The sequence below is a fragment of the Nostoc sp. 'Peltigera membranacea cyanobiont' 210A genome (genome assembly GCF_002246015.1).
GTDB lineage: Bacteria > Cyanobacteriota > Cyanobacteriia > Cyanobacteriales > Nostocaceae > Nostoc.
Window position 1 is genome coordinate 51,568 of record NZ_NOLJ01000008.1, and the last position, 16,403, is coordinate 67,970.

Consider the following 16,403-nt stretch of genomic DNA (forward strand, 5'->3'; position numbering starts at 1 on the left):
ATGCCGAGAACCTCAATTTTCTTTCATATTGGTGACATTGCCCATCTGACAAAATAAACCTCATCTATGTTGAAACCTAGAGTTTTTTAAAAGATATATTTATGTAGGTTGGGTGGAGTGAAACGCAACCCAACATTACTACCAAATTTTATGTTGGGTTACGCTATCGCTGCACCCAACCTACAAAACTACGGTTCTCAACGTAGACGAGGTTTAGCAAGATATCAGGAAAAATTAATTTTTCCGTTCACCCTTTTCTAAAGCTTGTTTTACTAAATCATCACTAACATTAGTTGCATCCCCAGCCTGAGAATTCCCAACTTCTTTTGCTAACTGTATAAAATCATCAGGATTGCCAGTTGACTGTGTTTGAGTTCTTGTCTCTTGTGGCTTAGAGGTTTGATATTTAGGTGCAGTAGCAGATTCGGCTGCTGCTCCACCTTCAGCTGTGCGATCGATTTCACTCACGCTGAATTTTTGTGCAGCTGCATAATCAGCATCAAAATCTACCGTTGGTGCTTTTTCTTCACCACTAGCTATGCTTTCAGCAGCTAATTGGGCCTCATGGGTGGGAGCTTCATTAACATTGGGCTTTACTTCATCAGGCATAATTAAAATCCTTAGGTTAAATTTTTTATTGCTTACTTGAAAGAGCATAGCAAAGTAATTAGTTCTTTCCATGCTCCCTTGGGAGAGACTTTACCTCTATTAAAAGGTAGATTAAAACTGGAATTTGCAATTAATATAACTCTTTCTATCGATAGTAGAATCTGATGCTCAAACTTTGGTAAGCCTTTGTTTGATGTGTAAAATTTCTTTGGAAATAAAATTATGACTGCAAGTTACGACAAAAGTATTTCTCAAGCTCAGAGCAATGAAACTCAAAAATTTGTGGATGGGTTTAACGCTTTAGATACCGATGCCAAATTAGCTTGGTTCTATTTTGTTTATGAAAAAATGGGTGATTCCATCACACCAGCGGTTCCTGCTGCGGCTGAACCAGAGTTAGCACCAATTCTGCTCGGAGATTATTTTAAATTATCCGATGAGCAGCAACTAGATATTATGCGGGATATCGTTAACCGCAAAGACACAGAATATTCCCGTGCTTATGGGGCGATAAAAGAAAACAACCAGCTGCTAGTTTGGTATGCTTGGGCGGTAGCTATGGGGGATACGGTGGTGGGAATGCCAGCTAGCTACCAGGCAAGTAAGGCAGTTAACGATCTGCTTTCCGAAATTGAAGGACTAGATTTTGAAGAGCAAATGTCAGTGTTTCGGACAATAGCTGGTGAAGTGGGTTACACGGATGTTAAGCCGATCGCAACGCAAGCAGAAACTGGAAAAACATCAAGTTTGTAATCAGCTTTGGCGATTAGAAATCGCGGCTACACAAACCAAAGTCCGCCTCTGCGGACTTTAACAAACTACGAGACAGCTAACTGACTCAAGTCGGCTGGGGTGAGGTTGGAGTGTACTACTTGACCATCACGGAACCAAACGATGCGCTGGGTTTGACGGGCAACTTCTGGTTCATGTGTCACCATAACAACCGTGATTCCACTGCCATTGAGTTCGCCAAAAATATCTAAGACTTCTTGGGTTGTGTGCGAATCAAGTGCGCCTGTGGGTTCATCGGCGAGGAGTACCACGGGACGATTGACGATCGCACGGGCGATCGCTACTCTTTGTTGTTGTCCACCAGATAGTTGAGTTGGTTTGTTGTTAAGGCGATTTGCTAAACCTACTCGCGTCAATGCTTCTGTTGCGCGATCGCTTCTTTCTTTCGGACTCACACTAGCATAGACCATTGGTAGCATCACATTTTCTAATGCTGTGAGTTGGGGTAATAAATGGAATTGCTGGAAGACAAAACCCAGCTTTTTATTACGGATGTGTGCCAAGGATTTATCATCCATTTGTGCCACATCAATATTATCTAAGTAATAATGTCCGCCTGTGGGTCGGTCTAGACAGCCAATAATATTCATAGCTGTGGATTTACCTGAACCAGAAGGCCCCATAATTGAACAATATTCGCCCTCGTGGATAGTTAAATTCACATCGTTAAGTGCTTTAACTTCAGTTTCGCCACTGCCATATATTTTAAAGATATTCTCCAAACGAATAATTGTTGATTTAGGGACGGGGTTAGGAACTAGAGAATCGGTAATTGAAATAGTGTTTGCCATAAGGATTTAGTTATTATTTGGTAGAGATGCAATTATAGCGATCGCTCAATTAAACTATAAGAAGCAGAGAAATTCTTCCAAGCTCTTGCTGTGATAACTCTTTAAGGTGATGTAGTAGAGCAAATAAAAGCTAACTATTATCTAGCATACTGAAGGGGGTGGTTGTAGTGTTGTCATGTTTTAACGTAGCAGATTACTTTATCTGGTTAGCAAATGAAACAGGCTCTTTTATCAGTAATCTAAAGCTGCAAAAGCTTGTGTACTATGCTCAGGCTTGGCATCTTGCAATCAATGACACTCCTCTATTCCCAGAGGATTTTCAAGCCTGGATACATGGCCCTGTGATACCTGCGTTGTACCAGAAGTATAGGCTTTTTGGATGGCAACCAATTTTAGAAGATGCTAACCCAGAATTACCCCAAGAGGTTCAAGAGTTTCTAGATGAGGTTGCACAAGAATACTTTGCTTGTGATGGTTATGAACTAGAGCAGATGACTCATGCCGAGACACCCTGGAATTTGGGTAGAGGAAATCTACCACTTGATGAAGCTTCCAACGAAGTTATTCAGAAACAGTGGATGAAGGAGTACTACGGATCTCGTGCCGACGAAGAAAACATCACAGATGATCAATTTGGAAAAACTAATTCAGCAGCATGGTGAAACTGCTAAATCCTACGCGAATGAGGCTATCGAAATTGGCAATACATACATAATTCCAAACTTTGGTTTTGATGCAGCAATGCAAAAATCTCTAGATATAATGCTAGGTGGCAGAAAAACCTGGAACCACGGAGTGGTTGATATTCGAGTTTTTACAAAACCTGAAGACTTTACCCTATTTGATTGTGACGAAGAGACTACAGAAATTGAAATTATTGATTTATTGACACTTTGCCGAAATCTTTATCCAAATGACTATGATTATTCCCAATTACCTGAATGGTGGACTGAGGAAGATATGCAAGATTCCGCCGAGGTGCTTGAGGCGCTTGATTTTGCAATTTGGATGCAAGATATATTCCGTCCAGATGAGTCAGAAGAGGAAGCACTTAATATATGGCTCAAGTCTGTGCAACCTTGGTTAGGAGACGAGATTATCTTTTACAAGATGGAAGATGATGATGACTCAAATTGTGGTTTTGCGCCATACCTTTTTATAGGAGATCGTTGTCTTATTCTTGTTGCACGATGTTGGCAGCTATAGACATCGCTAGTTCAGGCATCAAAGACGAGGATCGTCTACAGGTGGGTGCCACCCTCCTTGTATCCATAACTGCCTAGATTCTTGGATAAATCCTTGGTTGTGAAATTCATCATTGATATCTAGTCGATGACAAGTTGCTCTACCTGTAGCACTTTTGCCAACGATCTTTAGTCCATCGCCTGTCCAGATGAAGTGATCTACCCACTGTTGCTGACGAGGATTGAATAGGGCGACTTCTTGCTGAGTTTCAGGATCAACGCCAGTTGTGAAGTTGTAACGACGCTCATTACAGCGACGACAAGCTAGAGCTAAATTGTCATCTGCATCTGAGCCACCTAATGATTGTGGAATGAGATGATCGATTGTGAAGCGATCTGAACTGGAGCGTTCTGGAGAGTGGCAATATTCACACAGATATTTAGCTCTTTCGCGCACAAATTGCCGAGTGCCATCTTTAACACCCACGACTGGCAATCAGTTTAGCGTTAATAAAAGTCAGGATGCGCTCTAGTTCAGCAATTCCAGCATATTCTGCTTCTTCTTCAGGAGTCAGCAATCCAGATTTTCGTTTCTCAAGCAATTCTTCTAGACGAGTATGTAACTCATCTGTGAACTTAGCAAGGTTAACATTATCAACTTTCTCAATGGTAATGCCAGAGCGGAGCCATGATGAGGGTTCAATCATCAATACTGGGGTAATGACTTGAGGATTCATAGTGCTTTAGCCCTAAGTCTGTGGTGCTATAGTCATTGTAGTGTGCCCTATGAATTGGCTGCCAAAATACTAAGGAATCATTGCTACCTTAATTACTTTACGCGCCTTCATATCAGAAAACACCTGTTCTAAATCTTTTAATGGTCGTTGTTCGCTAATAAGTAACTCAAAGGGAATTTTACGACTAGCTATGAGTGCAAGGGCCGATCGCACATACTCTGGTGTATTATGAAACACGCCTTTGATGGTAAGTTCGCTATAGTGTAGCTGTTCTGTATTCACAGTAATGCTGGTATCCCGTGGACATCCACCAAATAAGTTGACTGTTGCACCAGGACGGGCACAAGCGATCGCAGTTTCCCAAACGCTTGGGACACCAGTAGCTTCAATTACTACATCTGCACCCCATCCTTGGGTAAGTTCTTTCACTACACTGGGAATATCTGGAATTTGATGATAATTAAAGGTCTGGGCTGCACCCAATTTTTGACCAATTTCTAACCTGTGGTTACTACCTCCCCACAGCAAAACTTCAGCTTTCTCACTCAACGCCGCCACAAACATCAGCCCAATTGCTCCATCTCCCAAGACGACTACTTTATCTTTGGGCTTAATATTAGAACGCGCTACACCATGCAACACACAAGCTAAAGGTTCCGTCATCGCTGCCAATTCCCACGGCAACTCATCGGGAATCTGCAACAAATTATGCTCTACTATCGGTGCAGGAATTTTCAGGTATTGGGCAAAGGTACCATTATTCCATGTCAAATTTGGGCATAAAGAATATTCTTGACGTTGACAAAAAAAGCATTTCATGCATGGAGCAGAATTATTCGCAACGATGCGATCGCCTACTTGCCAATTTGTCACCCCTGCACCCACAGCAACAATTCGCCCAGCCGCTTCGTGACCAAATAGCGTCGGCGGGATCAGCATCCTGGCATGACCACCACGCCGCCAGACTTTCAAATCTGTACCACAAGTTGTTGCTGCCCCCACTTGCATCACAACTTCGCCAGCCGCCGGAGTGGGGTCAGAAACTTCCTCTAGGCGTAAATCTTCTTGACCATGAAGTAACGCTGCTAACAAAACTTTAAACCTATCAATTAGCTTCATCTGATTTTACCAGTTGAAGTTGGTTGATAGGTTTAAACAAATTAGTCTTGATTTATAGTAAGCTTTTATGAATCGAAAATAGCGAAAAACTAGTACAGCGCGGCGTAAATCAACCTACCATTTGAAAACTTGCAAAAGCCTTGATATACAAAACTTTTGACTTTTGACTTCCGCCTTGCGGTACTAGGTATTCACCGCTGGCTGAGGAACCACTCCAGTGTTCCGGGTTTCCACATTAGGCAGGCGAGTAGTATTTAATAGCGGTACAGTTAATAGTGGTACTTCTTGTCGGCACGACAGGCAAAACCAATATAGTTCACCATGACGGGCATGACGCAGGAGGGAACCACCGCAGCATGGGCAGGTGTTGGCTCTCGTACTCATACCAATGTCCTCCTTCAAAAAATTGTTGTTTTAAACTAAGTCAAAAAAGCAGTTGATTAAAATTGAATGTTGGCTGCATGAATGCGGCCATTCGATTCTATGCGGTCTTTAATAATTTGTCTGTAAACAGCTTCATATCCGTTAACCATGTGGCTAACGCTAAAGTTGTTTTCTACGTGTTTTCGACAGTTTTCACGATTGAGTTCCAAAGCTGGTGGAATCATTGCCGCCATTTCTGCGTAGCTATTGCAGATAAAACCTGTTTTACCGTGGGCAATAACTTCAGGTACGGAGCCGAAATTCATGGCAATTACTGGCGTACCAGTTGCCATTGATTCAATCATTACTAAACCAAAAGGTTCTTGCCAGCTAATCGGGAAAAGAGTTATGGCAGCATTGCCCAGAAGTTCAGTTTTTTCAGTGTGGTTAATTTCACCGAGATATTCAATTTGCTGACCATCTATGTGAGGGACAATCTCTTGTTCAAAAAACTCAGAGTGAACTGCATCAACCTTCCCTGCCATCTTCAACCGCCAACCACTTTGTTTAGCAATGGCGATCGCATGGTGCGGGCCTTTATCTGGCGAAAAACGACCTAAAAATGCTAAATAAGGAGGTTCTAAGGGTTGAGCTACAAATGGGTAATCTGCTAGCTCAATTCCGTTATAAACCGTGCCAACATAATTAAGATCGATTTGACGCTGAGAATTACTAATGCTGATGTATGGTTGCTTTTGGTAGTAGCTAAATGCGTGACGGTTGTCAGTTGTAAAATTATTGTGCAGGGTGTGGACTGTAGGAGTTACTGTTATCAAAGTCGCTAAAGGTAATGCCGAAATCCCTACATGAGAATGGATAATATCGAATTGGTCGGCATACTGGTAAACTTGGCTTAGTTCTAGCATTTCGTACACTGCATACTCTTTCACATTTGGGTCTAAGCGTAATGCACGTGGATAAACTGCTTCTAAATGAGCCAAAGTTTGAGAATCACCAGAGGCAAATAAAGTTACCTCATGACCGCGACGAACAAGTTCATCAGTCAAGCGACTCACTACCAGTTCTATTCCTCCATAATTAGGAGGTGGAACCCTTTCCCATAAGGGGGCAACCTGAGCGATTTTCATAAGTTTTTCTGGTTCAGTCTATGAAATTGTCCTCAATAATCAGCTAGATCATTATTTTATGAGTAAAGAGCATTTCTACTTACTCTTTTGACATTTAAATTAACCTAACAGGCTATCAAAAGCGCAATAACGGTTAACCGTACCGCAAATTTTCTACCAACAAATCTAACTGACTATCGGCAAAACTCAACTCTGAGCTACACTTCTAACCGTACAGCTAATCTATTATTTGTTGCATCTGTCTTGGGGATCATAAAGAGGTAGAATGTTTTGTAGCAGAACTTACAAAATTGAATGTTTTGTAGCTGACAATACTAAAATATTCAATGGGATCAAGCCATTAAAGCTTCATTTAAAGGTAATTGGGAAAGATAACAGAAAATATAAATATTAAGTAATTGTACAATAATTACATAATTTGTAATTAGTAATTTACAAAAATTCTGATAATTAACTAATGAAAATCGCTACTTGGAACGTCAACTCAATTCGCACTCGCCTTGAACAGGTTATCGATTGGTTAACCCTAAATCCCGTTGATGTTCTCTGCTTGCAAGAAACCAAAGTTGTGGATGCTGAATTTCCGCGATCGCCTTTTGAGGAGTTAGGCTATAACATTTATATGTCAGGACAGAAATCTTATAATGGCGTAGCCCTGATTAGCCGCCAGCCACTCGTAAATGTTAGTAGCGGGTTTAGGGCAATTTTGCCAGGTTTACACCACGAATGGGACGAGCAAAAGCGCGTGATTACAGGTGTAGTTGATGGTATTCGGATTGTAAACTTATATGTTCCCAATGGCGCAGCGGTAGGAACGGAGAAATACGAATACAAATTGCAGTGGTTGACAGCGCTACACGAGTATTTGCGATTGCTGGTGTTGTCAGAATCTGCAATTTGTGTATGCGGCGACTTCAATATCGCCTTGGAAGATAAGGATATTCACGAGCAAGTGAGTACAGAAAATCACATTATGGCAACAGAAACAGAGCGCCAAGCCTTACGGGATATTCTGGCACTGGGATTTGCCGATGCTTTCCGCAAATTCACCACAGAAGGCGGAAATTATAGCTGGTGGGATTATCGCTCCGCCGCTTTTCGTCGCAACTTAGGTTGGCGAATTGACCATCACTATCTTACGCCCATCCTGTATGAGCGTGCTACAAATTGTATCATTGATGTCGCACCCAGAAAGTTAACTCAACCTAGCGACCATGTGCCGGTAATTGTGGAATTTTGAATTGGCATGGATAAGAGGCAGAGGGGAAAATTCTTCTCCCTTGCTCCCTGCTCCCCTGCCTCTTTCACACTCTCCATCAATTTAACGGCTTATATATATCCTCAGAACTGGGATTGAGATAAGGACGTTGTAAATCTATTAGGTGTCGCGCAAAGTGTTGGTCAATAACCCTCATCCTTTCTTCCATCGCATTTTTACCTTTTTGCCAAGCTTCCAACAAAGCATTTGCGACGATTTGGCAACGGTTCATCCCAAAACTTTCTTGTGCCGCAAATTTTTGGGTTGGTTCTTCAGCTAAACCTAACCCTGGAGCTAAAAATTTGGTAAACAAGGGAATTTCGGGCTGGAAATGGGATTGATTTTCGATATAAACAGTCTGAAGGATTGTGCGGATTGCTGGATAGTCGGGGAGTTCAAAGTAAAGTAGCCCCGAATCATAGCGTCCGTATGCAGAAGGGTTGTGGAGAACCTGAAAGCTAAAGGGAATCGAGGCTGCATTTAGTTGCAGTGTCAAGCTTTCCATGAGAGCGATCGCACCAGATGCCGTAAAGTTAAAGTAGATTCGCCCTGCTCCTAAATCGGCGTCTGGGTTGCTTTGCCGTTCCTGTCCAACATTGCTAACTGCTAAGTAAGAGCCGTTTTGCAGTCGATTTTTGGGCATCCAGATTGCTACCATGTCACCCACTTTGGTAGATTTCTTACTGGATTCTAGATGGCAATCTGGCTCAACATAAAGTGTTAAACCGCCTTTAGTCACAGCCATAGTCCCATCAGGTTCTCTCCGCAACACCTGCCATCGAGGGTCAAAGTAACCTATGCCGTGATTACTGGCGTGCAGTTGTTCGTAAAAGTCCCAGTCAATCTCCAAAATAGAATTTGCTAAATTATGCTTTTGCGGTTGATTAGTATTATCAGTATTGACTGCCAAAGTACTTTGCAGAGAGCCATTGTAATAGATTCCATAGAGAAAATTTCGCAGCAGGAGAGTAAGATACTTCTGTTGTAAATCTACGGAATTTTGCTGAAATCTATCGGCTATTTTAGTCGGCAGAGCGAAGGGTTGATAATTGGGATGGTAAATACAAAAATTAGACTCAATCTGGATATTCTGAGCAATATCAAATAGAGAATTTAGCGATTGATTAATAGAGGAATTTAGCATTAATCCATTCAGACTTGAAGTATTTATGACTGGTGCTGTAGAGCAGTTTTATCCTTTAGTATTAACAACCACGTAGCCGAGTTTTTTCGTAATAAATCCGAAGTAACTGCTGCTCCTTTACAGGCTGAGGAAATTTATGAATCTTTGCCACAGGATTCAGGATTTCTGACTCTGACATCCCAAAAATGGTCAGTACAGCTTGCTCTGGCATTACAAGTAAACTTTTAGCTACTTGCAGCATACAGAGTTCAACATTATTAAAGTGTTTCCGGCACGTAATCATCTCCTGAATTTGATGAATTAGTGCCAGCCCCGCAAACTGGATAACCCGCGAAATAAAGTCACTGCGGTATTCCAAAATCATTGGGAAAGCATTTATATAAGCCCTAATTAAGGCAATAATTGAAGGTTGTAAAATCTCTAACGGTGTTAACGCCAAATGTAGAGATTCTTCTAACTCAATGGTGGGGTCTACTACCAGACTCTTAAGCCAAATTTCTAAATAGCTTGCCAGTAAAGTTCCTAAATCAAAGGCTGGGTCTCCCCAAGAACAAGCTTCCCAGTCAATTAGTCGTATAAGACAATTGTCTAATTGCTCCCATCTGGAATGCACCAAAATGTTGTTCAATTTCAGGTCGTTGTGAGTTAAGCAACAAGGATTCCAGCTATATGCCAAATCTGCGATCGCAGATTCCAAACTCTCGTATTGTTGATAAAGAACATAGAATTTTAGTGCATCCGTGGGAACAGTCCCAAAAATCTCCGGCCCAATCGGCCCTACCCCTTGGGCTGGATTGTAAAACCCGTAGCGAAACTCTCCTTGGGGAGCAGTTGCCATAAAATCCCGATATTCTCGGCGGTTGTAGGTGGCGCGATGCAGTCCCGCCAAAGTTGTGCCGATGGCAGAGGCAATTTCTTGTGGAAAAATCTCATTTTTGTGGTACAATGTCGCAAGCTCTAGATATTCATTCAAGTAGCTACGGACAAGAATCGAATTTTCTTCGTCAAAATGCACTACCAATGGCGCGATTGCTGAAGTATTACCTAGAACTGGAAACTGTTGTAGCAACTGGTGAAACAGCCACTCCTGAAACAATTCATGAGGCGCGCCGTCATTGTTGTTAACGTTACATTCTTGTTTAATGAGCAGCTGGCGATTATCTGCTAAAGTCACTAGTAAATTGAAATTGTTCTGACTACTTCCTGGCAACTCAGATTTGTCTGATGGGCCATCTTCTGAGCTACACAGACCCGCGTCTTGCAGATACTGGATAACGTTATGAGAAGACAGTGATAATACCATGTATTATTTCCTACTTCATTAAATTACTTAAACTTATCGTGTCAAATTTGCTTGGTCTTAAGAGTTTTCAGTAGATAGGAACTAATGCAAGAAGAGAGATGTGAATGAATAACAATAAAGATTTCTACAATCTACTAATATCTCATATTTGGGAGTAAAACCTGCCAAAATGGCACCAATTCCTTTGCAATTCCTTTAAAATTGGCTCCCAGATACCGTAACATCTTTACACTTTATCAGCATAGTTACTTAGATACATCTAGAGTAAGTTTTGTGGTAAAGCCTTTTTTGTGGCAAAGAAGCATCCCCAGCAAAAAACTGATTGGTAGCAGATGTTGTTTGATGTTCAGTAGTCATCCTCAAAGCAGCGAAGAATTTGAGTAATCCTTCGCGATACGAAGCATGACATTCAACACTATTACTTTTATTTATCATCACAAAGCCAAAAAAACCGGAGTTTTTTAGCAATTAATAATTATTTTTTGATTTAATTTTCAGAATTTGTGTCTGGAAACCTTGTTATCACGTTATTTTTGTCACCTACAAATTGTAGATGACAATGGGCGATCGCAAACAAACCCTACATGAGCGCATCTTATGTAAGTGTACTTTTGTCAAGCTTGAAACAGGGCATTTTTCAAAGGCAAGGGTAATACCAATTCAAAGATTCAAAATGACGCTCTCTACGTTCGCGCAGCGTGTCGCAGACAGACGCTGCGCGTAGCTTGCTTCTCTGTAAGAGTACGCGGACTCGCTTGCCGCCGGCGCTAACAAAATTCAAAATTAAGAAAGTAAGACGTAGCATAGGTTTGGGCATTTGCATCTGTATCATATTTTTTGTGAAATGGTGTATCATGTCCGCTTGATTGCTTATTAAACCCGAAGAACCCCACCCCCACCAAAGCGTAGCTTTGTCTCTCCTCCCCGCTTGCGGGGAGGGGATTAAGGGGTGGGGTGCAATGACTGTGGTTAGCATAACTAATTAAGCGGACATGATATAACAACCCACAGTAATATAAATGTACTAATATAATTCAAAGCAGGGAAAGTCATGCCATACCAAAAAAACAGGAGGGTGGTTATTGCTGAGAGACTAATGCTACCTTAAAGCCACCAATTGATTCACCATCACCGCCAATGCCAGCATACCCAAAATTGTCATTAATCCCGCAGGCATAAACTTACGTGTTTTTGCCAATCTAAATGTAAAAACAACTACTAAAACAGCAGTAACTAACACTGCTAAAATCGCACCCCAAGTTTGTCCTTGGAGTTGAAAGTAAGCGGCAAGTATTAGTAATAAACCGCTAATGCTACCACTTACGAGTGAAACTTTACTTGTAGCTTGTATGTAGCCAATAACGCCACCAACAATCGCTAATATGCCGTAGGCAAAAGCAGCAACTATACCTAAATTCATTGTTAAAACCTATGTAGACTTTGACTTTACTGCCAGGGTCAGCAGACAATTTACCATAGCTATTTAGCTATACCACACAGTTGATTAATGGATAATCTAGCGATGCCAATGGCAAGTACTTCCTCATATACAAGGGTTCAATATCTCCAGCGCCAAGCAGCCTCACTTTTACTGTACCAATCTGTTCTACAAGGTGAAGTGGGGATGGCATTTCTGGAACTGTTGCAAGCTATACGTTACACTGAAGCCGATGCACGAGGTTGTCTCCAAGCCTACGGCAGTTACTTTCACGCTTTGGCTGCTAGAAATCAAAACTGGGAAGACTATTTAATTACTCAAATTCTCTTTTCTGAGAATCCTTTTACAAGGCTGGCGGGAGTGCGAGAATTTGAAGATTTGCCCCCAGCTTTAGTAACAGCAGTTCAGCATGATTTACAAGTATTGCAAAGTCTATATGAGTGTAGCAGCGCTTCTTTGAGCGAGTGGGTACAAGGCGTAGCTCACATGCCGATTTCGCCAGTAGTGTGGTATAAAGAGCAAGAATTGCTAGGAGTAGAGACAAAATTCACTACATATCTACAAGAGTTAGATAATTGGGGTGATGCTGTAGAAGAGTTAGCAGCTTATTATCGGCAATGTGGCTCTGGTTTATTTGCAGAATATCGCGCTTTGCGATGGCAATCTGGGCAGTTTATCGGTATCCGGTATTCTGACCAAATTAAGCTGAGTGCGCTTGTCGGTTACGAATCTCAAAAAGATGCTTTGCTGAAAAATACAGAGTTTTTATTATCAGGAGAGATGGCACTGCACGTATTACTTTACGGTAGTCGCGGTTCTGGCAAATCTTCTTTAGTGAAATCTTTGTTGAATGAATATAGCAATCGCAGCCTCCGCTTATTAGAAGTGGCAAAATCTGATTTAAAAGACTTACCAGAAATCGTGGAACATTTACGAGGTGTATCACAAAAATTTATTATCTTTGTCGATGACCTTTCATTTGAAGAAGATGATGATGCCTTTAAAGCTCTCAAGGTAGTTTTAGAAGGTAATTTAACCGCGCGGCCGCAAAATGTAGTTGTGTATGCTACTTCCAATCGCCGCCACCTGATTCGGGAGTTTTTTGTGGATAGACCGACTCCCAAGGATAACGAAGAAATCCATGCCTGGGATACGATGCAGGAGAAGCTTTCGTTTAGCGATCGCTTTGGTTTAACCTTGACTTTTGAACCAGCCAATCAGAAAACTTATTTAAAAATTGTACAACATCTAGTGGCACAAGCTGAAATTAATATTACCCAAGAAGATTTAGAATTTCAGGCATTACAATGGGCAACTCGTCATAATGGTCGTTCTGGACGTACAGCACGGCAGTTTGTTGATTTTTTAAAAGCAGATTTAACACTTTTTCATGCAAATAAAAACATATCCAACACTTAACACTAATATTGTTTCATTGATGATTGCGCTTTTTTGTAACTTACAGAACAATGTTATGCAATATTAACTAAAATTAGATATTTCATAACAATTATGATACTAAGTATGGGAAAAATATCTTGACTAACCAAACAGAAGAATGAATTACAAACCACTTAAATTAAGTATTTTATGTATATGTGCTGTTTAATTACGAATTACGAATTACGAATTATAAATTAGTATGACTACTTATTCAGATAATTTTACTACGCTAAAAACCAGCAATATGCAATCAGTAACGATCAGCAATAGATTTATACTAGTGATAGTTGCCTTTAGTGTGAGTTTTGGTCTTAGCCTTGTCCCCAGCTGGGATTTTAATAAAGCCTTTCTCACAGGTGTAATTACTGCCGTTACTATCCATACAACAGCATTATTCATAGACAAGCGGCGCAGAAATTATGAAATGTATGTTTTAGGTTCTGTCCGCAAGCGAATTAAAGATATGGAGGGATTAAAAGCTCGCGTAGTCAGAGAAATAAATCAAATTGAGGAACATCATAATTTATTATATTCTGAATCACAACATCTGCAAAATCAAGTCATAGAAAGCCGTAGCCAAAGAGATAGTCTACATCGAGAATTAAGAACATTTGCCGGACAAAAGAAGCAATTAGAAACAGAAATTAGTAAACTGCAAACTGAAATTAATAACTTGCAGAACAATCAAACTGAATTGAACAATGCTTTTTCTATCCTCACAGCAGAGAAGCGCCGTTTAGAGTCAAATTGTAATGTAGCTCGCGCTGAAATCACCCAATTGCAAAGTCAAATTTCCGAGCTACAACACGATAAACAAGAAGTTGAAAGTAATTTAACTCTTTTAGGCAGACTCAAACCCCAATTAGAAGAAAAATTATACGAACTGCGAATTGCAATTCAAGAGCTAGAAGTTGAGACAACCCAAAACAATCAATTGCTTGTTGCAACGAAAACCGAAAGAGAAAATATCCAAGCTATTCTTAATTCTTCACAAACCCAACTAGCAGAACACAAAGCCGAATTACAGCAGCTACAAGGACAAGTTTCATTATTGCAAGAAGAACGAGACTCATTACAAAATCAAGTATGGGAATTACTACAACAAGTAGAAACATTGAATCCAGAGCCTTTGTCGGACAATTCCCAAGAAGATGATATTGAATTGTTTCCATTTTCTGAAATAATTGCATCTTCAGATATTATTAAAAACTCGAAATTTGAGACATCGGAGAATATTCCCGAAGAATGGAATAATTTTCTCGAAAATCTTCCAGGACATGAGTTACAAGTATTAAAAGCTATAGTTGAACAAGATAATCCCAATAGTACTATTAAAAAAATTGCCGAAGCAAATATCACTATGCCAAATTTATTAATCGATTCTATAAATGAACAGGCAAATGATACTATTGGGGAATTAATAATTAATTCTGATTCCGAAAGTCCTAAAGTTTATCAGGAGTATATAACAGATGTCAAAAAAATTATTGCGATGTATGAAGGCCTGATGGCTAGACATACTTCGTCAAATTAAATTGTTATTGCCGTCGTAAGATTTAGTAGTAAGGTGATGTACCTTACCTACTTACTGCGTGCTTCTGCGTTTAGAATAAAGTGAAGTGTAATACATGGCAAAGCTCAAAATCTCGAAGAAAATATCCACTGCTTTAATCAATTCCCTTGGTGCGGGGGTAGTACCAAGAATGGGAGTTGAATATATCGCAGTAGGTCGAGAAAAAGAACTAAAAAGCCTATTACAAAATCTCGATGATATTGCAGAAGGTGTCGCAGCATTTCGCTTCATAATTGGTAACTACGGTTCTGGTAAAAGTTTTTTATTACAACTAATTCGCAACCGCGCTATGGAGCAAGGTTTTGTAGTAGCTGATGCTGATTTATCGCCTGAGCGGCGATTAGCTGGAAGCAACCATGAAGGTGTAGCTACCTATCGAGAATTAATGAGCCATCTAGCTACAAAAACTCGTCCTGATGGTGGTGCTTTAGTTTCGATTTTAGAAGGATGGATTAATAAAATTCAACAAGAAGTAGTTAAAGAAACTGGAATGCGTCCGAATGACGATGGTTTTGATGACAAAGTTGAATCGAAAATTAGGGAAGTAGTTCAGTATATTGAAGATTTAGTTCACGGTTTTGATTTTGGTAGCGTGATTATCGCTTATTGGCGTGGCTACCGATTGGATGATGATAATTTAAAAAATGCGGCGATGCGCTGGTTGCGGGGAGAATTTACTACTAAAGTTGAGGCAAAAGCAGCTTTAGGAGTGCGCGTCATTATTGATGATGATAGTTGGTATGACTATATAAAACTATTTGCTAAATTTGTCGCTGAGATTGGCTATAAAGGATTGTTAATTATACTTGATGAAGCTGTACATTTATATCAAATATCTACTACAGTCACGCGGGAAAAGAATTATAATCGACTCCTCGCAATGTTTAACGATACCATGCAGTGCAAAGCAGAACATCTTGGTATTGTTGTTGGTGGAACAACTAAATTTTTAGAAGACCCCAAACGCGGACTTTTTGCAGACCAAGCTTGGCAAAGACGCACAAAAGAAAGTCGTTTTGTTGCACAAGCTAATGTTCAGGAACATTTAGGGCCAGTGATTCGGTTGAACCCGTTGAGTGAAGCAGAAATATTGACGCTTCTGCAACGTTTAGCTGAGATTCATGCACTAAATTTTGGGTATGAACAGACTTTGACAAATCGTGAGTTGAAGGAGTTTGTACAAGAAATTATTAATCGCTTGGGTGCAGAAGCATTAATGACACCAGGGGAAATTGTGCGAGATTTTATGAGTGTGCTGAATATTCTTCACCAAAATCCAGGAATTGTGTTTGGTGAATTAATTCATGGTTCTAAATTTAAACCTACTGGTGTGGCTAAGGATGCAGATGTGGATGAAGATGGCGCAGCGGAATTTAGTTTGTAGTTTACTCTCTAGTAATTGGTAAGCCTAGCCAATCCTAAGTTCATAAGATGCTTTAGGTTGTGATGTGGAAATAGTGGTGAAGTTGAAACCAAAATTTCAAATACAGGCTCAAACCAA

17 protein-coding genes are annotated in these 16,403 nt (G+C 40.4%); 7 read left to right on the forward strand and 10 right to left on the reverse strand.

Going from position 1 to position 16,403, the window contains the following annotated elements:
* Positions 1 to 234 precede the first annotated feature (234 nt).
* The gene (locus tag CDG76_RS24725) at positions 235 to 609 is read right to left on the reverse strand and encodes a hypothetical protein (protein WP_094351806.1); all 375 of its coding nucleotides are present in this window, start codon (positions 607 to 609) and stop codon (positions 235 to 237) included.
* Positions 610 to 831: 222 nt separating this feature from the next.
* Between CDG76_RS24725 and CDG76_RS24730 the strand changes: the two genes are divergently transcribed.
* Positions 832 to 1,362 (forward strand): orange carotenoid protein N-terminal domain-containing protein, encoded by a 531-nt coding sequence (locus tag CDG76_RS24730; RefSeq protein ID WP_094351555.1) that lies wholly within the window; start codon positions 832 to 834, stop codon positions 1,360 to 1,362.
* A gap of 65 nt (positions 1,363 to 1,427) precedes the next feature.
* Here the strand turns inward: CDG76_RS24730 and CDG76_RS24735 are convergent, their stop codons facing one another.
* Complete coding sequence (locus CDG76_RS24735; RefSeq protein WP_094351556.1) at positions 1,428 to 2,192, reverse strand: ABC transporter ATP-binding protein; 765 nt, start codon at positions 2,190 to 2,192, stop codon at positions 1,428 to 1,430.
* Between the two features lie 167 nt (positions 2,193 to 2,359).
* Between CDG76_RS24735 and CDG76_RS24740 the strand changes: the two genes are divergently transcribed.
* Together CDG76_RS24740 and CDG76_RS24745 are read left to right on the forward strand one after the other, a co-directional pair.
* Positions 2,360 to 2,854: a Panacea domain-containing protein gene (locus tag CDG76_RS24740; RefSeq protein ID WP_223265368.1), complete on the forward strand. Its 495-nt coding sequence runs from the start codon at positions 2,360 to 2,362 to the stop codon at positions 2,852 to 2,854.
* Positions 2,817 to 3,398, forward strand: a complete 582-nt coding sequence (locus CDG76_RS24745) for a hypothetical protein (RefSeq protein ID WP_094351558.1) — start codon at positions 2,817 to 2,819, stop codon at positions 3,396 to 3,398. Before CDG76_RS24740 ends, CDG76_RS24745 begins: the two co-directional genes overlap by 38 nt.
* 18 nt (positions 3,399 to 3,416) lie before the next feature.
* Here the strand turns inward: CDG76_RS24745 and CDG76_RS24750 are convergent, their stop codons facing one another.
* The 5 genes from CDG76_RS24750 to CDG76_RS24770 form a co-directional block, all read right to left on the reverse strand.
* On the reverse strand, positions 3,417 to 3,863 hold the full coding sequence (locus CDG76_RS24750; protein WP_094351559.1) for an HNH endonuclease: 447 nt from the start codon (positions 3,861 to 3,863) through the stop codon (positions 3,417 to 3,419).
* A complete protein-coding gene (locus CDG76_RS24755; protein ID WP_094351560.1) occupies positions 3,853 to 4,113 on the reverse strand; it encodes a hypothetical protein in 261 nt (86 codons plus the stop codon). The genes CDG76_RS24750 and CDG76_RS24755 overlap by 11 nt, the downstream gene beginning before the upstream one ends.
* Before the next feature lie 69 nt (positions 4,114 to 4,182).
* Complete coding sequence (locus CDG76_RS24760) at positions 4,183 to 5,205, reverse strand: zinc-dependent alcohol dehydrogenase (RefSeq protein ID WP_094351807.1); 1,023 nt, start codon at positions 5,203 to 5,205, stop codon at positions 4,183 to 4,185.
* A gap of 210 nt (positions 5,206 to 5,415) precedes the next feature.
* Positions 5,416 to 5,616, reverse strand: coding sequence for a hypothetical protein (locus CDG76_RS24765; protein ID WP_094351561.1), 201 nt, complete (start codon positions 5,614 to 5,616; stop codon positions 5,416 to 5,418).
* Positions 5,617 to 5,672: 56 nt separating this feature from the next.
* Positions 5,673 to 6,743 carry a glycosyltransferase family 4 protein gene (locus CDG76_RS24770; protein WP_094351562.1) on the reverse strand — a complete coding sequence of 357 codons (1,071 nt, stop codon included), beginning with the start codon at positions 6,741 to 6,743 and terminating at the stop codon, positions 5,673 to 5,675.
* A gap of 457 nt (positions 6,744 to 7,200) precedes the next feature.
* On the opposite strand from CDG76_RS24770, the gene xth reads away from it, so the two are divergent.
* On the forward strand, positions 7,201 to 7,983 hold the full coding sequence (gene xth, locus CDG76_RS24775) for an exodeoxyribonuclease III (RefSeq protein ID WP_094351563.1): 783 nt from the start codon (positions 7,201 to 7,203) through the stop codon (positions 7,981 to 7,983).
* A gap of 76 nt (positions 7,984 to 8,059) precedes the next feature.
* Here the strand turns inward: xth and CDG76_RS24780 are convergent, their stop codons facing one another.
* The 3 genes from CDG76_RS24780 to CDG76_RS24790 form a co-directional block, all read right to left on the reverse strand.
* Positions 8,060 to 9,145, reverse strand: a complete 1,086-nt coding sequence (locus CDG76_RS24780) for a T3SS effector HopA1 family protein (protein WP_094351564.1) — start codon at positions 9,143 to 9,145, stop codon at positions 8,060 to 8,062.
* A 61-nt stretch (positions 9,146 to 9,206) separates the two neighbouring features.
* Positions 9,207 to 10,448 (reverse strand): phosphotransferase family protein, encoded by a 1,242-nt coding sequence (locus CDG76_RS24785; RefSeq protein ID WP_094351565.1) that lies wholly within the window; start codon positions 10,446 to 10,448, stop codon positions 9,207 to 9,209.
* 1,099 nt (positions 10,449 to 11,547) lie between these two features.
* Positions 11,548 to 11,868: a TMEM14 family protein gene (locus CDG76_RS24790; RefSeq protein WP_094351566.1), complete on the reverse strand. Its 321-nt coding sequence runs from the start codon at positions 11,866 to 11,868 to the stop codon at positions 11,548 to 11,550.
* Positions 11,869 to 11,955: 87 nt separating this feature from the next.
* On the opposite strand from CDG76_RS24790, the gene CDG76_RS24795 reads away from it, so the two are divergent.
* From CDG76_RS24795 to CDG76_RS24805, 3 genes are all read left to right on the forward strand, one after another.
* Entirely contained in the window at positions 11,956 to 13,305 is a 1,350-nt protein-coding gene (locus tag CDG76_RS24795; RefSeq protein WP_094351567.1) for an ATP-binding protein, read from the forward strand.
* 223 nt (positions 13,306 to 13,528) lie between these two features.
* Complete coding sequence (locus tag CDG76_RS24800; protein ID WP_223265369.1) at positions 13,529 to 14,863, forward strand: tellurite resistance TerB C-terminal domain-containing protein; 1,335 nt, start codon at positions 13,529 to 13,531, stop codon at positions 14,861 to 14,863.
* Between the two features lie 94 nt (positions 14,864 to 14,957).
* On the forward strand, positions 14,958 to 16,286 hold the full coding sequence (locus tag CDG76_RS24805; RefSeq protein WP_094351569.1) for an ATP-binding protein: 1,329 nt from the start codon (positions 14,958 to 14,960) through the stop codon (positions 16,284 to 16,286).
* Positions 16,287 to 16,403 lie beyond the last annotated feature (117 nt).